This is a genomic window from Mesorhizobium muleiense (genome assembly GCF_900099905.1).
GTDB classification, from domain to species: domain Bacteria; phylum Pseudomonadota; class Alphaproteobacteria; order Rhizobiales; family Rhizobiaceae; genus Mesorhizobium; species Mesorhizobium muleiense.
Genome location: NZ_FNEE01000006.1, coordinates 234522 through 255775, shown reverse-complemented (window position 1 = coordinate 255775; position 21254 = coordinate 234522). Strand labels below are relative to the sequence as shown.

Annotated in this window: 19 protein-coding genes and 1 pseudogene; 6 read left to right on the top strand and 14 right to left on the bottom strand. The window is 61.3% G+C overall.

Going from position 1 to position 21254, the window contains the following annotated elements:
* Window positions 1–40: 40 nt before the first annotated feature.
* From BLT09_RS14180 to BLT09_RS14170, 3 genes are all read right to left on the bottom strand, one after another.
* Complete coding sequence (locus BLT09_RS14180) at window positions 41–307, bottom strand: BrnA antitoxin family protein (protein ID WP_091593905.1); 267 nt, start codon at window positions 305–307, stop codon at window positions 41–43.
* A gap of 467 nt (window positions 308–774) precedes the next feature.
* Window positions 775–2049 carry an RNA polymerase sigma factor gene (locus BLT09_RS14175; RefSeq protein WP_091594063.1) on the bottom strand — a complete coding sequence of 425 codons (1275 nt, stop codon included), beginning with the start codon at window positions 2047–2049 and terminating at the stop codon, window positions 775–777.
* A 31-nt stretch (window positions 2050–2080) separates the two neighbouring features.
* A complete protein-coding gene (locus BLT09_RS14170) occupies window positions 2081–2431 on the bottom strand; it encodes a YciI family protein (RefSeq protein ID WP_091593904.1) in 351 nt (116 codons plus the stop codon).
* Window positions 2432–3240: 809 nt separating this feature from the next.
* Here BLT09_RS14170 and BLT09_RS14165 point away from each other — a divergent pair.
* The 5 genes and pseudogenes from BLT09_RS14165 to BLT09_RS14145 all read left to right on the top strand — a co-directional run.
* Window positions 3241–4320, top strand: coding sequence for a mechanosensitive ion channel family protein (locus BLT09_RS14165; protein ID WP_091593903.1), 1080 nt, complete (start codon window positions 3241–3243; stop codon window positions 4318–4320).
* A gap of 70 nt (window positions 4321–4390) precedes the next feature.
* Window positions 4391–5113, top strand: coding sequence for an RNA polymerase sigma factor (locus BLT09_RS14160; protein WP_091593901.1), 723 nt, complete (start codon window positions 4391–4393; stop codon window positions 5111–5113).
* A 158-nt stretch (window positions 5114–5271) separates the two neighbouring features.
* Window positions 5272–6135, top strand: a complete 864-nt coding sequence (locus BLT09_RS14155) for a ferritin-like domain-containing protein (RefSeq protein WP_091593899.1) — start codon at window positions 5272–5274, stop codon at window positions 6133–6135.
* 36 nt (window positions 6136–6171) lie between these two features.
* Window positions 6172–6480 carry a twin-arginine translocation signal domain-containing protein gene (locus BLT09_RS14150; RefSeq protein ID WP_091593897.1) on the top strand — a complete coding sequence of 103 codons (309 nt, stop codon included), beginning with the start codon at window positions 6172–6174 and terminating at the stop codon, window positions 6478–6480.
* A 1308-nt stretch (window positions 6481–7788) separates the two neighbouring features.
* Window positions 7789–8004 (top strand): annotated as a pseudogene (locus BLT09_RS14145) (histidine kinase dimerization/phospho-acceptor domain-containing protein); the annotation flags it as partial.
* Window positions 8005–8131: 127 nt separating this feature from the next.
* Here the strand turns inward: BLT09_RS14145 and BLT09_RS14140 are convergent.
* The 11 genes from BLT09_RS14140 to BLT09_RS14085 form a co-directional block, all read right to left on the bottom strand.
* Entirely contained in the window at window positions 8132–8416 is a 285-nt protein-coding gene (locus BLT09_RS14140; protein ID WP_091593895.1) for a copper-binding protein, read from the bottom strand.
* A gap of 25 nt (window positions 8417–8441) precedes the next feature.
* Window positions 8442–8930, bottom strand: a complete 489-nt coding sequence (locus BLT09_RS14135; protein WP_091593893.1) for a cupredoxin domain-containing protein — start codon at window positions 8928–8930, stop codon at window positions 8442–8444.
* A 42-nt stretch (window positions 8931–8972) separates the two neighbouring features.
* Window positions 8973–10331: a multicopper oxidase family protein gene (locus BLT09_RS14130; protein WP_091593891.1), complete on the bottom strand. Its 1359-nt coding sequence runs from the start codon at window positions 10329–10331 to the stop codon at window positions 8973–8975.
* Between the two features lie 17 nt (window positions 10332–10348).
* Window positions 10349–11806 carry a TolC family protein gene (locus BLT09_RS14125; protein WP_091593889.1) on the bottom strand — a complete coding sequence of 486 codons (1458 nt, stop codon included), beginning with the start codon at window positions 11804–11806 and terminating at the stop codon, window positions 10349–10351.
* 312 nt (window positions 11807–12118) lie between these two features.
* Window positions 12119–12490: a hypothetical protein gene (locus BLT09_RS14115; RefSeq protein WP_091593885.1), complete on the bottom strand. Its 372-nt coding sequence runs from the start codon at window positions 12488–12490 to the stop codon at window positions 12119–12121.
* A gap of 165 nt (window positions 12491–12655) precedes the next feature.
* Window positions 12656–13093, bottom strand: a complete 438-nt coding sequence (locus tag BLT09_RS14110) for a YqaA family protein (protein ID WP_091593883.1) — start codon at window positions 13091–13093, stop codon at window positions 12656–12658.
* Between the two features lie 26 nt (window positions 13094–13119).
* On the bottom strand, window positions 13120–15123 hold the full coding sequence (locus BLT09_RS14105; RefSeq protein WP_091593881.1) for a multicopper oxidase domain-containing protein: 2004 nt from the start codon (window positions 15121–15123) through the stop codon (window positions 13120–13122).
* Window positions 15124–15189: 66 nt separating this feature from the next.
* Window positions 15190–15750, bottom strand: coding sequence for a cytochrome c (locus BLT09_RS14100; protein ID WP_027151848.1), 561 nt, complete (start codon window positions 15748–15750; stop codon window positions 15190–15192).
* Entirely contained in the window at window positions 15747–16145 is a 399-nt protein-coding gene (gene cueR, locus BLT09_RS14095) for a Cu(I)-responsive transcriptional regulator (RefSeq protein ID WP_091593879.1), read from the bottom strand. The genes BLT09_RS14100 and cueR overlap by 4 nt, the downstream gene beginning before the upstream one ends.
* A gap of 9 nt (window positions 16146–16154) precedes the next feature.
* The gene (locus BLT09_RS14090; RefSeq protein ID WP_091593877.1) at window positions 16155–18671 is read right to left on the bottom strand and encodes a heavy metal translocating P-type ATPase; all 2517 of its coding nucleotides are present in this window, start codon (window positions 18669–18671) and stop codon (window positions 16155–16157) included.
* A 229-nt stretch (window positions 18672–18900) separates the two neighbouring features.
* Window positions 18901–20067, bottom strand: coding sequence for an FAD-dependent monooxygenase (locus tag BLT09_RS14085; RefSeq protein ID WP_091593875.1), 1167 nt, complete (start codon window positions 20065–20067; stop codon window positions 18901–18903).
* A gap of 208 nt (window positions 20068–20275) precedes the next feature.
* On the opposite strand from BLT09_RS14085, the gene BLT09_RS14080 reads away from it, so the two are divergent.
* Window positions 20276–20938, top strand: a complete 663-nt coding sequence (locus BLT09_RS14080; protein WP_236473589.1) for a hypothetical protein — start codon at window positions 20276–20278, stop codon at window positions 20936–20938.
* The last annotated feature ends 316 nt before the right edge of the window (window positions 20939–21254 follow it).

The following is a 21254-nucleotide window of genomic DNA, read 5'->3' as shown; positions in this document are numbered from 1 at the left end:
GAAACCCGTCCCGCGATCGCGCCAGGCGCTCACATTGCCGTTAGGTGACCTTGTCCGGACGGTCGTCCTCGGCGGCGATCCGCTTTTCGACCACGGCCCGCAAAGCGTCGTTAATGCGGTCCTGCCAGCCCGGTCCGTCGCCCTGGAAATAATCCAGGACAGCTCGATCAATCCTGATTGAAACAAGCTCTCTGACATTTGGAGCAGCTGCGGTTTCGCGAATCGGTGCGATCGGCTTCCTGGCAGGCTTGAAGGCGGCTTCGGCGGCAGCCATTGGATTTGTCGGTCGGCGCGGAGGATTTGCCATTGATGGTCCTGACTCGATATGACGAAAGGAAGGAGACATGCAAGCAAAACGCATCTGAATGCCTCGGCCACTGCCTGGAACAGTGAATCGAATGTCGACGCGAGAGGCAATGGTCTCGCCTCCCCGGGAGCAGGAAATGCGCGCCATTGCACTATTTGCCGGCGTGTTGGTGGCTACGCCCTCGATGGCGACGGTGCAACTGGGCCCCTGTCCATTGTCGGGACACAGATTCACGGTAGCGTTTCGCCGATGCCTGATCGGCAAGGTTCGACCTTTCTCTATCTTTCCGCCGCACAGCCTGAACCGGAAGTTCTGACCCTGAGCTGCCGTTTCACGGAACCACCTTGGAAGGGGTCGGGTGAGACAGCGGACGTTCAGCGATATCCACGTCAGACCTTACACAGGGAAATGACGAAAGCCTCGGAAGCGGTCGATCCGGGTCGACCATGTCCTTGTCTGATCAGGGATTATGATGACATCGCTGCGTCGGCCGCCTCGGCGGCGCGCCGTCTCAGCAGGTCATGTTCCCGCCTGTTGCCCGCCAGCGCCGCGGCTGCTTCGAACGCGGCGCGCGCCTCCTCGTAGCGGCCGAGTTTGCGGAGCAGGTCGCCGCGAACGCTCGGCAGCAGGTGATAGCCTTTGAGGGCCGGCTCGCGCGAAAGGCGGTCCACGATCGCCAGCGCCACTTCTGGGCCCTCAGCCATGCCGACGGCAACCGCGCGGTTGAGGTCGATGATTGGCGAGCGCACGACAGCCACCAGCTCCGCATAAAGTCCGGCGATGCGCGACCAGTCGGTATCACTTGCCGTCCCCGCCTGGGCGTGGCAGGCGATAATCGCTGCCTGTAGGGCGTAAATGCCGCCCGCTCCGCCTAATTCGCGCGCTCGCCCGAGCGCCTGCATCCCGCGCCGGATCTGGAGCTGGTCCCAGAGTGCGCGGTTCTGGTCCAGCATGAGGATTGGCTCGCCCTCGGCGTCAGTACGCGCCGCCGTGCGCGAGGCGTTCAGCTCCATCAGAGCGAGCAATCCATGGGCTTCGGGCTCGTGCGGAACGATGGAGGTGAGCACGCGGCCCATGCGAAGCGCTTCATTGCAGAGCTGGGCGCGCAGCCAGTCCTCGCCGCTCGCCGCGGTGTAGCCTTCGTTGAAGATGAGGTAGACGACCTCCAGCACCGAGGAGAGCCGCATTGAGAGCTCCTCGCCGCTCGGGGTCTCGTAGGCCAGCCCCGATTCCGAAAGAGTCCGCTTCGCGCGCACGATGCGCTGGGCGATCGTCGCCTCCGGCAACAGGAAGGCCCTGGCGATCTCCTCGGTTGTCAGGCCGCAGATCATCCGCAGTGCCAGCGCCGCGCGGGCCTCGCGCGACAGACGCGGGTGGCAGGCGGTGAAGATGAGCCGAAGCAGCTCATCGCCTATGTCGTCGTCCAGGGCCGAGTCGAGGTCGGGCATGGCCTGCTGCTCCTCCTCCATGTCCCAGGCGATAATGTCATGCTTGCGCTCGAGCATCCGGCTGCGGCGCAGATGATCCAGGGCCCGGCGCTTGGCGGTCACCATCAGCCAGGCGCCGGGTTTTTCCGGAACGCCTGTGGCCGGCCACCGCTCAAGGGCAACCAACAGGGCTTCCTGCGTCAAATCCTCGGCCAACGGCACATCGCGCAGCATCCTCGCCAGACTGGTGATCAGCCGGGGCTGCTCGATCCGCCACACGGCGAGGATCGTGCGATGGGCGTCGGCGACCGTCATGGCCGCCGACGCCGTCTGCAGGAACGTCGCCTCAAGGGCCGGCAAAAGCGCGGACCTCGCACGTGCCCTCCCAATCCGGCATGAAATCCTTGTGGAGCTGCATAAACTCGACCGCCGACGCCACGGCCTCTTCCTTGTTCCGGAACTCCATGATCGCGTAGCCGCCGATGACCTCCTTCGCCTCGACGAACGGACCGTCGATGACGCTGAGCTTCCCATCGGCGATGCGCACTTGTGCGCCCATCGCGACCGGCGTGAGCCCGCCCATGTCGACCATGCGGCCGGCCTTGACTTCTCGGTCGGCGAGCTTGTTCATCGCCTCGATGAGTTCCGCCGTCGGCGGTCCAGCGTGGGCGGAAGTGACGAACGACATGAAGCGCATTTGAGAACTCCTCCTGAGGCGAGCCGCGGACGTGATGGCCGCTGAACAGTCTCGCTAATTAAGTCGACGAACCAGCCCCCGGCGGATCGACACGCGCTTTGAATAAAATCACGCCCAGGCTGTAATGACGATGGGCGAGTGAACAAGGTTCGATTGACCAACCCCATCTAACGTCCAACGTCGCGAGTTCCGTTGCCGCGTTATTTTGGCGCCTAGGAGGCTGGTTCTAACTTCCGCCAAGGGGTCGACTTCCGCCGTTGGACGTCCGTCAATTTAACGGCCGGTTCTGACCCTTTCGAGACCTTCATTCTCGGCGTTGCGAATGGCAGCAACGCGCCTAATCTCAGCCGTTCGTCGACGCTCAGCTCGATCCCGAATCCCGCCTTTCGCTCAGTCGTTGTGATGGGCTCGAGTCAATACGTGCAATCCAATGGATTGGTGGCTATCCGCCGGCATGATCCCGCCGCAGGAGCGAAGTCCGCCTCACGCAAGAAACGCGCCGGCCGATGAAGGCTGAGTTGGATTCGAACCAACGGCCGCTTGATGAACAGTCGAGATCTCTACCGGTGAGCTGCTGATACCAAACTCAACTTAATTTCGGATGGGGCTATAAGGCACTTGCCGAATATGGTGGCGACGTGCTTGCCGCCCTATTTCACCAAAGACGGGCCCGCCGGAATGAAGGCCAGCTGTCGGGGACCAGCAGGGAGCCAGTCAGCGACTGACGTTGGGTCGTTTGCCGGAATGCCGCCGTCGAGGAACGAGAAGGCACTGGCTGGGTGTTGATGGCCACATCGGGAGGTGAACCCATGGAACCGCGCGCCAAGAAACAGGAGAACCTTTCCCGACTCGAACGGGCCGCGCAACAGACTGCTGACCCAAAAACTATGGAACAGAAGGCGAAAAAGCCCGAGGAAAAATTCCGCTTCAGCCTACGCAAGGAAGACGTCTGGTGGACGGTTGGTTTCGCTGCCGCTGCCTTGCTGCTTTTTGGCATCCAAGTCCTGATCAATTGGCGCTTAGAATGGCTTGACGCGCCTTTGCGCGTTCGCGTGCTGAACTACGTCAGGGGCGGCCTTCTCATTTTCGTTATGCTGACCGTTGCGAATGTTATCGAAGTCTTTCTCATTGGCCGAATTCCCAATCGTGTTTCGCGCTTCAACTTGCAACGTATTTTTCGATTAGTCGTCGTCGTCGCCATCGTCTTCGTGGCCATTTCAGTCTTATTTGTGAACTGGTACACTGCGGTTGTTTCACTCGGCCTGATTTCACTGATTCTCGGCTTTGCGCTGCAAATGCCGATCTCCAGTTTCATCGCGTGGATTTATATTTTGGCCAGGGCGCCTTATCGCGTTGGCGACCGCATTCGCATCGGCGATGCCCATGGCGATGTCATTGATGTCAGCTATCTCGACACGACATTATGGGAATTCGGCGGCGAACATCTTTGGACCGATCATCCGAGCGGACGCGTCATCAAGTTTCCGAACTCCACCGTGTTTGACACGCCGGTCTTCAACTATTCCTGGCCGCTGTTTCCCTATGTCTGGAACGAAATCAAGTTCCAGCTCGCTTATGAAAGCGATCTGGAATTCGTAGCGAAAACCATGAGAGAGGTCGTCGACGAGCAGGTCGGCGACATCATGAGCCAGAAGGTGAAGGTCTATAAGCACATCCTGTCGCAAACGCCGGTGGACGAACTCGAAGTGAAGGAGCATCCCGTGGTTCATTTTCGCGTCAGTGAAAACACTTGGCTCGAGGCCATCGTGCGTTACCTCGTGCCGCCGAAGGAAGCGGGGCGCACCAAAACACGCTTGATCAAGGAAATGCTGGCGCGAATGAATGCAAAACCCGATCGCGTGCTGTTTCCGAAGAGCAATTTGAGGTGAACTTCCTCAGGCCACGCCGCGCGGAGCCACCCCGCCCGCATCGCGGCAGGCTGATGCATCTGGAGCGCCTATGATGAAGCCGACCGGATCCACCGAGGCAGTGAGGATCGAGGACCTTGACGACGCGGGGCTGGTTGAACACGCGCGACAGCGTGACCCCGCCGCATTCTGGTTAATCATCAAGCGTCACAATCAGCGGCTTCACCGGGTCGCCCGCGCTGTCCTGAACGACGACACCGAGGCCGAGGACGTACTTCAGGAGACCTATATCCACGCCTTCACCCATCTGGCCGATTTCCGCGCGGAGGCGCAGTTGTCGACCTGGCTCACCCGGATCGCGCTGAACGAGGCGCTGGGACGCCGCCGGAAAAGGCGGCCCACCGTCGACGTGAAAGCCATCGAGGGCATGGTCGCTCCGTTCAGCGCCCACAAGCCTGATCCCGAAGAGGCGGCCGCTCTCGCTGAAATCCGCAACCTCCTGGAGCGGGCCGTCGGTGGCTTGCCAGAGCCCTTTCGCATCGTCTTTGTCATGCGAGACGTCGAGGAAATGAGCATTGAGGAAACGGCTTTTCTCTTGGCATTGCGACCTCAGACGGTGAGCACCCGTCTTTATCGCGCACGCCGGCTGCTCCGCGAGGCGCTGCGGGACAAGCTCGCCACCGTGTTCACGGATACGTTTCTCTTCGCTGGCGCCCGTTGTGACCGCCTCGCGCAATCAGTCTTTGACCGGCTCGCAATCCGCCTGGTTCGAAAGGATACTCATCCGTTGAACACGGCGACTGAGCGCACGTAGACGCCGTTCACTCCGAGATTACGCCGGCTCGTTTCCTAGAGCTCTTGTAGCGGGACGCGGGAATATTTTGGCGGCCCGGACCATCTAATCATCAGGCAAATGCACTCGGCGCCGCGGTGCTGACAGCGGCGTTGAATCAACAAACATAGGAGACCGCCATGCAGGGCGCACTTCACCTATCCCGGCGTCAGTCGCTTCAGGGACTTGTCGTACTCGGTGCCGGAGCGGCACTCGGCGGAATCGCACGGTCTTCTCCGGTATTGGCACAGGACATATCGGACGAGGATATTTTCCGCTTTGCGCTCAACCTCGAATATATGGAGGCTGAATACTACCTCCGCGGCACCACCGGAATGGGCATCGACGCAGCCGATGTTGGTTCGAAACCCGGCGACGTCGTTGGCGGCAAGCAAGTCTCCTTCGAGACGCCGGCCATCGGCGAATTCATGCAGGAAGTCGCCGAAAATGAACTCGCGCACGTCCGCTTCTACCGCAAGACGCTTGGAACGGACGCTGTTGACCGGCCGGCGATCGATTTCGATGCCGGTTTCAAGGCCGTCGCGGAAGCGGCGGGCCTCGGGTCGGACTTCGACCCCTTCGGTAACGAAACGAACTTCGTTCTCGGCGGGATGTTGTTCGAGGATGTCGGCGTCACCGCCTATGCCGGTGCGGCGACGGTTCTGAAAAACAAAGACTTCCTCGCCGCCGCCGCAGGCATCCTGGCGGTCGAGGCCTACCACATGGGCATGGCGCGATCTACGCTATACCGGAAGGGAGAGGAAGCCTGGAAGGCCGCCAACGCCGTCTGCGATGCCCGAGACAAAATCGACGGATCTGACGATAAGGATCAAGGGATCCAGGTGGATGGAAAAGCCAACATCGTTCCTTCGACGCCCGATGCGATCGCCTTCACCAGAACGCCACAGGAGGTGCTCCGGATCGTCTATCTCAGCGACAAGGACGGAGTGAGCAAGGGCGGCTTCTATCCGGAAGGGATGAACGGCACGCTCAAGAGCACCTGAGCCAACTGCGACGAGGGCTGCTCTTGGAGAAAGACCATGAGTAAAGATGATGATGTGAACCACGGATCGGCAGCTTCAAGCCGAGCGCTGTCTCGCCGCAATTTCCTGAAAGTCTCTGTGACCGGTGCGGCGATTGCCAGCGCCGGCGGCCTTTCAGCCTGTATGACTGGACCGATGGCAGCCGGAAAGACAACCAAGGCGCTGGCGCTGTACCAGGACACCCCAAATCGTGGCCGACGCTGCGGTGGGTGTACTCACTTCCGAGAGCCAAACGGGTGCGAGATCGTTGCCGGTGCAATCAGCCCAAATGGCTGGTGCCGTTTCCACGAGCCGCTGCCGGCTTGATGCAACAAATTGCGGTCTCCCGCCTTATGTCTCGGGCGGGAGCAACGCGACGTCAGCTTCCACGTCCAGAGCGGACGTTGGCCGGCCGGCGGTAAGGCGTCTGCCTAGGGTCATGGGCGTGAATTCGTTCTCGGAGAGCGAACGTCCGCATTGGGTCGATCAGTGCCGGCGAAAAGGAATTCATGGCGAGGAGCCCTGCAAGGGCGGCCTCCGACTGCGCCGGGAGATGGTCGCCGCGGCGAAGGCGACAAGAAACAGGCCGCCGTAAACGGCAAAGTCATCCATCTACCTTTCGCCTTGCGGAGCGGGCTTCAGGGTTGCACATCGATTACGACCATCAGTCCGCCACCGCCCTTCGCTTCGACATTGTTGTTGGTCGTATGATGCCCGATATCCGGGATGGATAAACATTTTCCGGGCTGACGCGGCTGCTAGACGCGACATCGCCTTCCCCATCGCCCCAAAACCACAGGATAAGGACTTCCGGTCGCTGGGAAGGTCAAGAGCTTTCCGCCAGTGGCCTCTGAACATTAAAGGGGCACGGATATGCGGTAGCAGGATCAAGTCATAAGCAGGGCCGCTCCATCTCCATCAGCCGCTCAGCGGCCAAGCCGATCATCTCGCGCAGGATATCGGCGTCGGGGTCTTCTCTACGAGCGTGCGCAGGTTCATCATGTCGTTGGTCATCGGTGGTTCCTTCAAATCAGGTTGTGTCAGCAACCCAACCCTACCGAAGAAGATCGATGACCGCCGCTACGCCGCTCGCTCGCTACAGCGCTGTTGAGGGCGCGCGCTCGCGAGCGGCTTCGCTACCGCCGACCTACACCACGCGGTGGGACACGACCGACTGGCAGGAAAGGCCGAGCATGACCGTCTCGCAGTCTGCACTGCAGCGGTCTCAACAGGAACCGTCCAAATGCACCGTACTTTCCGGCGAATCTTAGCGACAATGTTGATAGCCTGGGGTGTCGGCTACGCGCAGGCGCAAAACCCGCTCATCATCACGGCACCAGTCTCCGGTCAGACTATTGATGGGACGCTCTCCTTTTCCGGGACGGCTGCCGTCAACAGCATCACACGGCGCGGAACTATTCGCGGGCAGACCAATACCGGGGTCGAATGCCGAGGGACAACTACCATCAACCTTACCTTTTCGCGTGGAGAAGGAACGATGGTTTGCGGACGACTCTCAACCCGATTCGTGTTCTCGCTGACCAGCAGACAACCTCCAACTGGCACAGGAACGGGAATCCTTTCCGATGGGCGAAGAGTGGTCTTGAGAATAGGACGATGACCCCAAAGCGACAGGCACGCCCGTTCAACCGCATGCAGGAGCGCCTGCAGCGCTTCGTCGAGGACCGCACGCGCATGCTGGCGGCGATCAGCCACGACCTGCGCACGCCGCTGACCTCGCTCCGGCTGCGCGCCGAGTTCGTCCAGGATCACGATCTCCAGGAAAAAATGCTGAAGACCATCGAGGAAATCCAGACGATGACGGAAGCAGCGCTCGCCTTCGCGCGCGAGGGCACCTGACGATTGGAAAGAGAATCTCTGGATAACATTCTGCGCGGCCCCCCTCGTCATGAAGCGCATTTTGCCTGATCGGATGGCGGCCGCGGGTTGATTTGCAACCCGCGGCGCTAGTCGTGGATCACTTGATATCGGTGACCGTGATGCGCCCGTTGACGCGGTCGGCTGCAAACTCGATTGCCTGACCCGCTTTGACCTTCTCGATCATGCCGTCCTCCGCGACGACGAACACCATCGTCATCGCTGGCATGTCGAGATTGGTCAGCGGCTCATGCTTGATCGTCAGCTTTTTCTGTTTGGCGTCGACTTTGACGACTTCGCCTTTCACGTATTCCTGTGCGAACGCGCTCCCGCCGATGGCGAGCGCGAGCGCGAGGGTCGAGAAAGCTCTTATCAATATCTTCATGACTGCTTCCTTTGCGATTTGGGGGTTAGTGGGCGACGGTGATATCGCCCTTCATGCCGAAATCGTAGTGACCCGGGATCAGGCAGGCGAAGCCGAATTCGCCGGCGTTGGCGAACGTCCAGATGATCTCGCCTCTGGCGCCGGGCGCCAGCCGGATCGAATTGGGATCGGCGTGCTCCATCTCGGGGAATTTCTCCATCAGCGCCTTGTGCTCCATGATCCCGTCATGGACGTCCATGACGAATTCGTGGTCGACTTGGCCCTTGTTGACGAACTCCAGGCGAACGGTCTCGCCCTTCATCACCTTGAGCACGGCCGGCTGGAACAACATTTTTCCGTCGTCCTTCTCCGACATTGAGATGTTGATGGTCCGCTTTGCCTTGCCAGCCTCGCCAGGGCTGCCGATCGGCATCGTGGCGGCTTTGTCGCCATGGCCTCCAGCGTGGGTTCCACCGGCAAGAGCTGCTCCCGAACTGACCGCCATCAAAACGGTCGCTGCGATTATATGTTTCATGCTGCACTTTCTCTCATGGTTGAGGTTGAGGGGTTTCGGTTCTCATCCCTGTTTGCCGTGACCGCCGTGCGCTGCCGGGGCCATCGTTTTTGCGTCGCCTGATTTCGTCGGAGCGGGGACATCCCCCTTCCACTCGTAAGCCACGGTTCCCTCCGGGTGCTGGTACCAGCCCGGATCGGCATAATCGTTCGAGGCGAGGCCCTCGCGAACCTTCACGACCGAGAACATGCCGCCCATCTCGATGGCGCCGAATTGGCCCCAGCCGGTCATCATCGGGATCGTGTTGTCGGGAAGCGGCATCTCCATCTCGCCCATGTCGGCCATGCCGCGGTCACCCATGGCCATGTAATCGGGCTGGACCCGGCGGATTTTGTCGGTGACTTTTGAGTTGTCGACGCCGATGTACGTGGGCACGTCATGGCCCATCGCGTTCATTGTGTGGTGCGACTTATGGCAATGGATTGCCCAGTCGCCCTCATATTTGGCTTCGAACTCATATGCCCGCATGGCGCCGACGGGGATGTCGATCGACACCTCCGGCCACCGCGCCTCCGGCCGGACCCAGCCGCCATCGGTGCAGGTCACCTCGAAATCGTAGCCATGCATGTGGATCGGATGATTGGTCATGGTCAGGTTGCCCACCCGGACCCTGACCCGGTCGTTTTTCGCCACTGGAAGATGGCTGATCCCCGGAAAAACGCGGCTGTTCCATGCCCAGAGATTGAAATCCGTCATCTCCATGATGCGCGGGACGTACGACCCCGGTTCGATGTCGAAGGCGTTCAGCAGGAATACGAAATCGCGGTCCACGCGCATGAACTTCGGGTCTTTGGGATGAATGACGAAGAAGCCCATCATGCCCATGGCCATCTGGACCATTTCGTCGGCGTGCGGGTGGTACATGAATGTGCCGCTCTTCAGGAGGTCGAACTCGTAGACGAAGGTCTTGCCGGGCGGGATGCCGGGCTGGGTTAGACCGGTCACTCCGTCCATGCCGTTGGGCAGGATCATGCCGTGCCAATGGATCGTCGTGTGCTCCGGCAGTTTGTTTGTTACGAAGATGCGGACTCGATCGCCCTCGACCGCCTCTATGGTCGGGCCGGGAGATTGACCGTTGTAGCCCCAGAGATAGGCAGTCATGCCGGGCGACATCTCGCGTTCGACCGGCTCGGCCACCAGATGGAACTCCTTCACGCCGTTGTTCATGCGATGCGGAAGGGTCCAGCCGTTGAGCGTCACGACCGGCTGGTAGTCCGGTCCGCTCGTCGGGAAGATCGGAGGCTGCATGTCGGGGGACTCCATGATTGCAGCGTCGGGCAGCCCCATCGCGGACGTTTTGGTCCATGCAGTGGCGCCGGCGAGCAGGGCTCCCGCGCCAAGCAACTGACGTCTTGAAAGCATTTTCTTCTCCTTGAGGTTCAGTGGCCTTCGGCGCCCGCTTCGGCTGCTGCCGGTGCGTCGCCGCCGCCGGGCGAGCCTGCGCCGCCACCGTGGATGGCGGTCCCGAGATTGACGTCGGCCAGCCAGAAGTTGCGCTTGGCGTTGAGGGAAAGCATGATCGAGCTGATTTTCGCGCGTGTGTCCGCCAGCAGCTCGAACGTGTTGGTGATCATGCCGTTGTAGGTGAGGAGCGACTCCGCCTCGATCTTTGTTCGCAGCGGCACGACATTGTTCCGATAGTGCCGGGCAATGTCGTAAGTCGAACGGTAGGCGTCATAGGCGGATCTGGCCTCCGACCGGATGTCGACCGCCTTTTCGGCCATCCGATTTGCGGCTTGCATGTAACCAAGCTCCGCCTTGCGCATGCGTGCCTCGCCGGTGTCAAAAATCGGAATGACGAACTCGAGCTCGAGAGTGGGTGAGACACTCGTTTCCGTCGCACCCTCCTCCGACTCCTCGCGTTCCACCTCCACACCGGAAAGTAACTCCAGATCGCTGACGTAGCGCGTCGCCTCGGTCAGACCGTAGGATTTCGCCAGCGCTTCCAGCTCTAGTTTCGCGATCTCAAGGTCGACGCGATTTCTTAGCGCCTCCGCCTCGATTGCGCGTTTGGCCTTGGCGCCTTTGGGCAAGGCTGGAAGCATGTTGGGGACTGAGTAATCGACGTCCGGTCCCCATAGACCCATCAACCGGGTGAGCTCTTCCTGGGCGGTGCGGGCGGCGAGCCGCGCCTCCGCCGCCTGACCGGTGATCTCGGCATAGAAGACGTGTTCGCGGGCTTGGCCGGTCTTTGTGAAGGCGCCCGTCTCTCCAAGTTTTTGAGCGAGTTCGGAGGCAGCATCGGCGGCGGCTTGCGCCTTGCTCAGATAGGAAACGCTCTCCCAGGCCGAGACGGCGTTGATCCAGGCCCGCCGCGTGTCCGCGGCCAGTCGTAACGTTTCTTCGGCGGCGCGGAGCTGGGCCTGACGAAAACGTGCATCCGCGACTGCGATGCGCCGCCTGTGAGTCGCCAGCGCAAGGATGTTGCTGACCACCGCTCCTTCAATCGTCCGCACAGGATCGACGCCGATCATGCCGATCGAGATCGTCGGATTGACGAGCATCGATTCCTGCCACATGTCGGCCGCCGACAGCCCGATCTCCGCGTAGGCGGCCTGCAGGCCCTTGTTGTTGAGCAAGGCGACCTGCACCGCGGTGTCTGGACCGATTGTTTTCTTCTGGACGAGGCTTTTCACGCGCTCTGAAACCGTCCGCGCTTCCTCGCTGGATTGCACCCAGACGGTTTTCTTGCCGGTCACGGATTCGGCACGTGCCGCGACTGTCGTGAAACCAGCCATGGGGGCTGAGATGCCATCAAGGGCCCCGCTTGTCGTGCATCCGGCAGCGATCAGCGGGATGGTTACCATCGCAGCTATGGTCAGGGGCCGGCGTTTCATGATCCGGCTCCCGGGTTCGCAGGGGAGCGTTCTTCATTGAGACGCCGCCAATTCTGCGGATCCACTGGCTCCCGGTGGCGATAGTCGACGACGACCGGATGGTAGTGCGCATCACGGACGCCCATTGCCGGATCGGCCGGATTGAAGGCGGGAAGGATGTCCGGGGGCGTGGTCGCCGCACATCCGGCAACTAACAGCGATGCGAGCATCGCGGAGCTTGCGATTTTCATTGTAGACCTGAAGCTTGACGTATGCGTTTGGCCGCGCGGGAACGGATTCCCGACGCTGCGCGAACACCCCGAAAAGGGCGCGTCAGTTCAGATGTTTGGGGGGCCTTATGAGCGCAGTGTATTCGCCAAGCGGTAAGGTGACGTCAACGCCGGGCGCAAAGCAGCGGGAGACAACATGCTCCAAGTCAGGGCAGTCGACCGGCACCGCATGTGCCGGCGCGCAATGGACTTCACAGCTCTTGTCGGAGGATTGCTTGGCGCCGTCGTGATGATGGTCCGACGTATCCGCGTCGTCCGCCGTGGCGCCGTGATGGCCCATGTCGTGTGCAGATGTCTCGTCTTGGAGATGCATCCCGGGCTGAAGATCCGTCCCAGCGTGAAAACCCGTGGCGTTGGCTGTGGCAAATAGACCAGGCTGAAGAGCCGACATGACCAGGAATACGACCGCCAGCATTGCTCGGAGCGGTATGTTTCCCAAGATCGAGATTCGACCAACATTCGTCATTGTGCCCTTGGGACAATTGTTCGTCTGATTTGTCAAGTTCGCGTGCGTAAGGTTTGTTGCAACGCAACCAAAAGTGAACGCCACTGCCTGCTGCGACGCGTCTGCATTTCGATTTCACATCAGACTCAGCACCGTTCCGGCGACAACCAGATAACGCGAAACCTTCGCCAAGGCGACGATCGCGACGAAGCTCCATAGCGGCTCGCGCAAAGCTCCAGCGACCACGGTCAGTGGGTCACCGACGATCGGCATCCAGCTTAACAAGAGCGACCATCTTCCATAGCGGTGATACCAGTTCGTGGCGCGGTTGAGCGTCGCGGGACGCAGCGGAAACCAGGGCCTGTCCCGGAAGCGTTCGATCCCTCGACCAAGACCCCAGTTCACCACAGAACCCAGGACGTTGCCCAGGCTGGCGACAAGAACCAGCATTGCGGGCGAGAAGGAATCCATGGCGAGGAGCCCTGCAAGGGCGGCCTCCGACTGCGCCGGGAGGATGGTCGCCGCAGCGAAGGCAATAGCAAACAGGCCGCCGTAGATGGCAAGGATATCCATCTACGTTTCGCCTTGCGGAGCGGGCTTCAGGGTTGCACATCGATTACGACCATCAGTCCGCCACCGCCCTTCTCCTCGACATTGTTGTTGGTTGTATGATGCCCGATATGGCAATGGATCAGCCATTTTCCGGGCCGACGTGCCTGCCAGACGACATCGTAGCGTTGCCCTGGTCCGACGTTGACTGTGTCGGCAAGGAATCGTGCCGACGCCGGGATGGTCTCGCCGTCGCGGGCGACAACTTCGAAGGGACCGCCGTGGATGTGCATAGGGTGGATAAACCCATTATTGGTGCCGATGAAGCGCACCTTCAGAGTTTCGCCGACCTTCATCCTGATCGTGTCCGTCGACGGATAGGCGCGGCCGTTGATGGTGAAATAATTCGGCTGCCCGCCGTCCATCGGCATCGACGGAAAAGTCAGGCCCTCCCGCATCAGCCATTCCTGAAGCTGGATAACATAGTCGTGGTCTGCCGCAATCTCGTCCTGGGGATTGGCGGGATCGATGATGAGTGCACCGTAGAGTCCGAGCGCCTGCTGGCGATCGACATGGTCATGCGAGTGATAGAAGTAGGTTCCCGATTGGCCTGCCGTAAATTCGTATCGGTAGCTGCCGCCGGGCGGGATCGGCTCCTGCGTGATCTCGGCCGGGCCGTCCATTTCGTTCGGCAGGATCAACCCGTGCCAATGGATGGTCGTACTCTCCGGCAGGCGATTCGTGACGTTGATGCGCACCCGGTCGCCTTGCCGGATATGCAGCCGTGGGCCGGGAACCTGGCCGTTGATCGCATAGGCGTCGACTTTCACGTCCGGCAAGATCGCCCAGCGGATGACCGAGGTTTCCAGGTCGAACACCTTTACCCCGTTCTCCATCCTGGCTTCCAGTTCCCGGTCGCCGCGAACCTCCAAGCCATGGCTGGCCGTGATCAGGCGAGGATGCACGGCGGCCATGTCCAGCATCGCTGCAGCCGGCGTGTCGCGGTCCATGATCATGCCGGGCGGCATGATGGCGCCGCCTACGTCTCGCGCGCTGAGGGCGAGGTTCACCCAGTTGGCCGGAGCGATCATGCCGAGCGCCAGCGCGAGTACGGACACGCCGCCGAAGGCCGCGAGTTGCGGCACAGTTGCATCCGGTTCCATACCGTCGTGACCGCCATGCGAACCACGCAACCCTCCTCCCCCATCGCCGTGGGAGGAGCCATGGCCGGATCCATGATGGCCAGGCCCGGGATTGCCGCCTGGGTTGGCATGTCTGGGCTTGGCATGTTCATCGAGGCGCGCGTAAGCGTGTTGCCCCACCATCCCGGCTTTCGCGCCGCTATGTGCGTGCTCGCGCCTGCCTTCCCTTGCCTTGTCGAGCTCCGGTTCGCGTTCGGTCATCAGCCCGTGCTTCAGTCCACGGGCCACCATCCATATGTTGGCGGGATATGCGGTGACGAATCCAACGATCACGCCGAACGACATCACGCCCCAGAACAGGAGCTCGGTCGGTTCCATGGCCCGCATGTCGCTGCCCATCATCAGGAAGCTCATGATCGGCGCCATGCCCGCCATCATGAAATTCATGCTGATGAATTCCGGCATGAAGCTCTTGCGGACATTCTCCCAGTAGGTGCCGCCCATCATCGATTTCATGAACAGCGACTGGAAGATGAACAGGCCGAAGGCGAAACCGGCAACGTACTCGACAACAAGATCGATCCACATCGGCAGCCCGAGAGCGGCGGTGATTGCCGCAGCAAGGATGATGCCGGTGGCGTCTCCGGCGACGCAGTGGATCGTCGAGCCGACGCCTTGCTTCCAGAGCGGTTTGGTGAACGCCTCATGTTCGCCTGGCCGAGGCTCCTTGTCGGCCAGCACGTAGATCAGCAGCCCCAGCGGCCCCATATAAAGCGTGACCAGGATGAAACCCCATTTCATCACCACGGGTTCGGGGTTGTTGCGGAACTGGTCCCACGCAACATAGGCCGTGCTCAGGCCCGCCAGAACGAACCAGACTGCGAGGAAGTAGTCGACGGGCTGTACGAACATTGCAGGATTCCTGTCGATTGTCGTCAATGTCACCTAGTCCGGCATCGGGTGAAGTCGATGCCTTGCCTACTGCCGTTTCTCCCTGAACTTGGCGTGGCAGTTCGTGCAGTTCTGCAGCATCAGATGGAATACGTGTTCGGCTGGGATCTTCGAAGGATCGGAATCGGCCGCGCCGCCAGCCCGTTTTCCGAGCAGGCTGCTGCCCATTGCCATTCCGGGTTTCATCCTCATGGCTTCCGTAATGCCTTCGGGCGCATCGTCAGCCGCATCTGACAGCGCCGCAGCCAGGCTTTCGAGATGGCGAGCGAGCGCGGCGAATTCTTCTTGGGACTGACCGATATCCGCCTTAGCGGCCGAGGGTTCACCAAGCGAGTCCGCTGGAAATGCGTCTACCATGGCACTTCCGGACCGGCGGCGAATGGTTTCGGTTGCCGCCTTGAAGGCTGCGGCATCGTAGGCCACCTTGCCGGCAAAAATTTCGGAGATGGTCTTGGCGGCGCTCGCCATCGCCTTCATCGACGCTTGGCGCTCGGCGACGACTGGGGCGACGGCTGTCTTCGGGAGCGCCGTCCCGGCGGCGATCCCGGCGATGACAAGGACTGCTGCAATGATGGGGACGCGCCTCACTGAACCGTGCCGTGTCCAGCAAGCCCGTCGATGATCGGGCAATCAGGTCGGTCATCGCCGTTGCAATGGTCGGCCAGATGCCGAAGCATGTCCCGCAGCCCGGCGAGTTCCGCAAGTTTCCGGTTGATTTCGGCGAGCTTGGCTTCCGCTATGGCCTTCACATCCGCGCTTTCGCGCTCCTTGTCGCCGTAGAGCGAAAGGAGCTGGCGGCATTCCTCGACCGAGAAGCCTAGGCTGCGTGATCGCTGCAGGAAGCGCAGGCGATGCACGTCGGCCATCGAATAGTCCCTGTACCCGTTGTCGGCGCGATCAGGCCTGAGAAGACCGATGTCTTCGTAGTATCGGATGGTCTTTGGCGGCAGGCCGGACTGTTCTGCAGCAGTTCCTATGTTCATGGTCTGACCTCAAAGCTTCAAGGAACGAAGTCGCAGCGCGTTTCCGATCACGGAAACTGACGAAAGGCTCATTGCCGCTGCCGCGATCATCGGTGACAGCAGCGTGCCGAAGATCGGGTAGAGGATGCCCGCCGCTACCGGCACGCCGAGTGCGTTGTAGACGAAGGCGAAGAACAGGTTCTGCTTGATGTTACGGATCGTCGCCTGCGACAGCCGCCGCGCCCGGACGATGCCGTTGAGGTCGCCCTTGACCAGCGTGATGCCGGCGCTCTCGACCGCCACGTCGGCGCCGGTTCCCATGGCGATGCCGACATCGGCCGCCGCCAGCGCCGGTGCGTCGTTGACGCCGTCGCCGGCCATCGCGACGCCCGCGCCCTTCGCATGCAGTTCGTCGATCAGCGCCTTCTTGCTCTCCGGCAGCATGTCGGCGCGCACCTCGTCGATGCCGAGCTTCGCCGCCACCGCTTTCGCTGTGCGCTCGTTGTCGCCCGTCGCCATGATGATCCTGAGTCCGCTGTCATGCAGGGCGCGGATCGCTTCCACCGTCGTCGCCTTGATCGGATCGGCCACGGCGACGAAACCGGCAAGCCTGCCGTCGGCCGCGACGAACATCACCGTCTTGCCGTCGGAACGCAGCGCGTCGGCACGCTCCTTCGCCACCTCCAGGCCGATGCCCAGATCGTCCATCAGCGCCTGATTGCCGAGCGAAACGGCGCGGCCCTTGACCGTTCCCGTGACGCCCTTGCCCGTGACGGCCTCGAAATCCGCTGCGTCTTCGACGGTCGCGCCGCGCTCCCGCGCGCCATCGACGATCGCCTCGGCAAGCGGGTGCTCCGAACCCTTCTCGAGGCTGGCGGCAAGGCCGAGAAGTTCGGCCTCGTCAAAGCCATCGAACCCGACGACGTCGGTCAACTTGGGCTTGCCCTCGGTCAGCGTGCCGGTCTTGTCGACGATCAGCGTGTCGACCTTGGAGAAGCGCTCCAGCGCTTCGGCCTCCTTGATCAGCACGCCAGCCTGCGCGCCGCGTCCCGTGGCGGTCATAATCGACATTGGCGTCGCCAACCCAAGCGCGCAGGGACAGGCGATGATCAGCACCGAGACGGCCGAAACGATGGCGAAGACCATGCTCGGCTGAGGCCCATAGATGGCCCAGACGATGAAGGCGACGATGGCGACCAGAACGACAGTAGGCACGAAGTAATAGGAGACGCGGTCGGCAAGTCCCTGGATGGGCGCTCTGCTGCGCTGCGCGTTGGCAACCATTTCGACGATGCGCGACAGCATCGTATCGGCGCCGACCTTTTCGGCGCGCATGACCAGCGTTCCGTTCTTGTTGAGCGTGCCGCCGGTCACAAAGTCGCCTTGCGTCTTCTCGACGGGGACAGGTTCGCCGCTCAGCATCGATTCGTCGACCGAGGAGCGGCCTTCGAGCACCGTGCCGTCGACCGGCACACTGTCGCCGGGCCGCACGCGGAGCCGCTCGCCGGCCTGCACTTCCTCGAGCGGCACATCCGTCTCAGAACCGTCCGCCCCGATCCGCCGTGCCGTCTTCGGCGCCAGGTCGAGCAGTGCGCGGATGGCGGAGCCAGTGCGCTCCCTTGCCTTCAGTTCCAGCACCTGGCCGAGAAAGACCAGCGCGACGATTACTGCGGCTGCCTCGAAATAGACCGGAACCGTGCCACCGTGGCCGCGAAACTGGTGCGGGAAGATATCCGGGAACAACGTCGCCACGACGCTGTAGACATAGGCGGTGCCGACGCCGATCGAGATCAGCGTCCACATGTTCGGACTGCGGTTGACGATCGACTCCCAGCCGCGATGGAAGAAGGGGATCGCCGCCCAGAGCACCACCGGGGTCGCCAGCGCCAACTCAATCCAGGCTGCCGGATGTTCGCCGAGCCAGTCGCGGAACGGCAGGCCCAGCATCGGTCCCATGGTGATCAGAAGCAGCGGGATCGACAGGACGGCACTTACCCGAAAGCGGCGGGTGAAGTCGACGAGTTCCGGATTGGGACCTTCGTCGCCGGTCGGCACGCCCATCGGCTCCAGCGCCATGCCGCAGATCGGGCAGGAGCCGGCCTTGTCGCGGACAATCTCGGGATGCATCGGGCAAGTATATTGCGTGCCCTTCGGCATCGGCTCCGGCGCTGGCTGGCCGCTCAGATATTTCTGAGGATCGGCCTCGAACTTGGCTTTGCACCCGGCGGAGCAGAAGTAAAAACCCTTGCCCTCATGCCGCACGAAATGCTTCGCCGTGGCGCGCTCGACTTTCATCCCGCAAACCGGATCGGTCGCATTCAGAAAGGCTTCTGGCTCCTTCTGGAACCTGGTCCGGCAGCCTTCCGAACAGAAATGATAGCTGTGGCCGCCCAAGGTCGCTGACGGCTTTCCCGCCGCTGGATCGACTGTCATGCCGCACACTGGATCGCGAGTGACGACGATTGAGGCAGCGGCCGGCGCGCGCGAGGAACAGCACGAGCCATGCGATGCGTCGGTGTGGGTGGCATCATCGTGACGGTCGATCATGGGGCACTCCTAAATGGGCAACTCCCCTTCCACCTACGGTTTCCAGTTACTGGAAGGTCAAGTGGCTTTCTGCAAAATGATCGCTTACTTCCGCCGCGATATGGCCAGCGTGTCCCCCTGTGTGCTGCCGCAGGATGAGATGGGCGCCCCTTCACCTGCCGCCAGGGCCTTGGCCACTATGCCGCCGACAAGAAAAATTGGACGATTGGTGTGCGTTTAATCGCCGGCGCTAGGCGGCGTTCCTGACAGGCTCGAAATCTATATCGAGAACCGCCTCGAGCTGCCGGTCCATGAAACGCTCCGGTATGCTCTTTACCAGCAAGTTGCGTAGCGGGACGACAAGCGGGTTCTTCCATTGCGCAACTTTGGCATAGAGGCGTGATTCAGCCGCGACCCTATGTGCCCTGTCGAGACGGCGTTTGTCATACTCGCGGATGGCCCGGTCGGCCGGAAGTCGCCCGAACAACGCAGCAAGAACGGCCGCGTCTTCCATGGCAAGTCCGGCGCCTTGTCCCAGATCGGGCGTCACCGCATGCGCGGCGTCGCCAAGCAAAACCGCTCTTCCGCGCGTGAACGAGGGCATTGGATCGAGATCAAGAATGTCCGTCCAGATCAGCGAGTCCTCCGCGGTCCGATCAAGAACCTCCGGGACTGGCTCGTGAAATCCGGAAAACATCGCCTGCACTTCTGCAAGATCGGCCCGAGCCAGCCTGGGGTCGTCCCGTTGGTCTGCGCCACAGCAGGCAAACCAGTAGACCCTTTCGCCGGGGATCGCGGCCAGACCGATGCGTTTTCCGGCCCCCCAGCTTTCGCTAAGACGCGCCGGGTCCATTCCTTGCAGGAAACCGGGCGCGATCGCGCGCCAGCAAGCGTAGCGAGCGAAATGCTCGCGCGATTGGGGAAACAACGCTCTACGAACCGCGGAGTGAATGCCATCGCAAGCGAGCACCAGCTCGCTTTCCACGATCTCCCCATTCGCAAAGCGCAGGGCGATGTTGTCGCCAACCTGCCGAGCATCCACGCATTCCATTTCGGTGCGGATGATAGAACGTGGTAGTTCCGAAAGAAGGGCCTTGTGGAGATCGCCACGATGCAGCACGGCCATGCTGAGGTGACCATAGTTCTGACTGAAGCGCTGAAAATCCGTGGATTGGAGAACTTGTCCCTTGTCGTCGAGAAGATCGAGCCTGTGTATTGGCTGCGCCTCGGCCACAACCGCTTCGTAGAGCCCGAGCGTACGAAGGGCACGAAGCGCATTGGCGCTGAGACTGAGACCCGCACCCAGAGGTTTCAGTTCGCTCGCCTGCTCGTAAATCTCGGTCTCCCATCCGAGGAGTCGCAGGCCCTTGGCAACTGCAAGTCCGGCGATGCCTGCACCAATGATGACTGCGCGCATGTTCACGCTCCCTTTCGCCTTTGCCACGCGGCAAAACACTTTGCGAGACCAAAGTGTTCCCGAGGAAACAGGCGGCTAACGCCTTCTCCAATTTCACTCGAAGGGAGGTCTGCGGTGTGGCGTACCGACGCCCTGGAGCTCTGACGATCGCGTCCGAGATTCGCGAAACCGTGTTACAGGCGTTAAATAACTTCGCATGGACAGGGATATGAGCCAGACGCAGAGTTCCGTCGGCGCTTCGGCTACGGTGGCATTCATCGATCTTGCGGGCTTTAGCGCCATCGCGGACGTTTATGGAGATGCAGCGGCAATCGATGTGCTCGAGATTTTCGAGAGCATGGTCCGCGAGGCGCTTGCTGGCTACGAGCCTCCGATCAAGTGGATCGGGGATGAAGCGATGCTCTCGTTTCCGGAGCCGGAGTTAGCGATCCAGGCGCTTGGAACGCTGTTGCAGGCATGCCGGGAAGAACCGCGCCTCCCGCTCACCCGGTCGGCGCTGCACCATGGACCGGTCATCCGCAGGGCAGGTGATCTGTTTGGATCGACCGTCAACATAGCGGCACGTATTGCTGCGCTTGCGTCCCCCGGTCAATTGCTTGCGACTCAACCCATTGCCGACGCCGCTGCCGCCAAAGGCATCCTGGTGCGGGATCTCGGAGAGGTGGCGCTGCGGTCGGTAGCTGATGAAATCCCTCTTTACGAGATCGAACTTGCCCCCTCGCCTGACCCGGCCTGGATCGATCCAGTGTGCAAGATGCATGCTCCGTATGCATCCTATCGACGGGCCGCCCCAGAAGGGCCATGGTTTTGTTCGCCGCGTTGTGAAGAGGCATATCGGAAGTCGCCGCAGACCTATCCACTGGCTCGATGACACGGCTCCCCTAGCTGCCCTGGCGCCCCCTCTCAGTCTATTACTCATTGCGCAGGTGAGATATGCTACGGTGCCGGAAGTCGCCGCAGCATGATCCGCTGCCACAAGTGGCACATTGGTGCCGATGAAGCGCACTTTCAGAGTTTCGCCGACTTTCATCCTGATCGTGTCCGTCGAAGGATAGGCGCGGCCGTTGATGGTGAAATAATTCGGCTGTCCGCCGGCGGAAAACCACGCGATAATCCTTCCAGCTGCTGGAAGTTCAAGAGTTGCCGTCCAGCCATGGCCGATCAGTCGTTTCCAAGAAGTCACGGAG

Coding starts and splice junctions, on each gene's coding strand:
- BLT09_RS14180 (WP_091593905.1), bottom strand. CDS start 307: ATGGCAAATCCTCCGCGCCGACCGACAAATCCAATGGCTGCCGCCGAA.
- BLT09_RS14175 (WP_091594063.1), bottom strand. CDS start 2,049: ATGACGGTCGCCGACGCCCATCGCACGATCCTCGCCGTGTGGCGGATC.
- BLT09_RS14170 (WP_091593904.1), bottom strand. CDS start 2,431: ATGCGCTTCATGTCGTTCGTCACTTCCGCCCACGCTGGACCGCCGACG.
- BLT09_RS14165 (WP_091593903.1), top strand. CDS start 3,241: ATGGAACCGCGCGCCAAGAAACAGGAGAACCTTTCCCGACTCGAACGG.
- BLT09_RS14160 (WP_091593901.1), top strand. CDS start 4,391: ATGATGAAGCCGACCGGATCCACCGAGGCAGTGAGGATCGAGGACCTT.
- BLT09_RS14155 (WP_091593899.1), top strand. CDS start 5,272: ATGCAGGGCGCACTTCACCTATCCCGGCGTCAGTCGCTTCAGGGACTT.
- BLT09_RS14150 (WP_091593897.1), top strand. CDS start 6,172: ATGAGTAAAGATGATGATGTGAACCACGGATCGGCAGCTTCAAGCCGA.
- BLT09_RS14140 (WP_091593895.1), bottom strand. CDS start 8,416: ATGAAGATATTGATAAGAGCTTTCTCGACCCTCGCGCTCGCGCTCGCC.
- BLT09_RS14135 (WP_091593893.1), bottom strand. CDS start 8,930: ATGAAACATATAATCGCAGCGACCGTTTTGATGGCGGTCAGTTCGGGA.
- BLT09_RS14130 (WP_091593891.1), bottom strand. CDS start 10,331: ATGCTTTCAAGACGTCAGTTGCTTGGCGCGGGAGCCCTGCTCGCCGGC.
- BLT09_RS14125 (WP_091593889.1), bottom strand. CDS start 11,806: ATGAAACGCCGGCCCCTGACCATAGCTGCGATGGTAACCATCCCGCTG.
- BLT09_RS14115 (WP_091593885.1), bottom strand. CDS start 12,490: ATGCTGGCGGTCGTATTCCTGGTCATGTCGGCTCTTCAGCCTGGTCTA.
- BLT09_RS14110 (WP_091593883.1), bottom strand. CDS start 13,093: ATGGATATCCTTGCCATCTACGGCGGCCTGTTTGCTATTGCCTTCGCT.
- BLT09_RS14105 (WP_091593881.1), bottom strand. CDS start 15,123: ATGTTCGTACAGCCCGTCGACTACTTCCTCGCAGTCTGGTTCGTTCTG.
- cueR (WP_091593879.1), bottom strand. CDS start 16,145: ATGAACATAGGAACTGCTGCAGAACAGTCCGGCCTGCCGCCAAAGACC.
- BLT09_RS14090 (WP_091593877.1), bottom strand. CDS start 18,671: ATGATCGACCGTCACGATGATGCCACCCACACCGACGCATCGCATGGC.
- BLT09_RS14085 (WP_091593875.1), bottom strand. CDS start 20,067: ATGCGCGCAGTCATCATTGGTGCAGGCATCGCCGGACTTGCAGTTGCC.
- BLT09_RS14080 (WP_236473589.1), top strand. CDS start 20,276: ATGAGCCAGACGCAGAGTTCCGTCGGCGCTTCGGCTACGGTGGCATTC.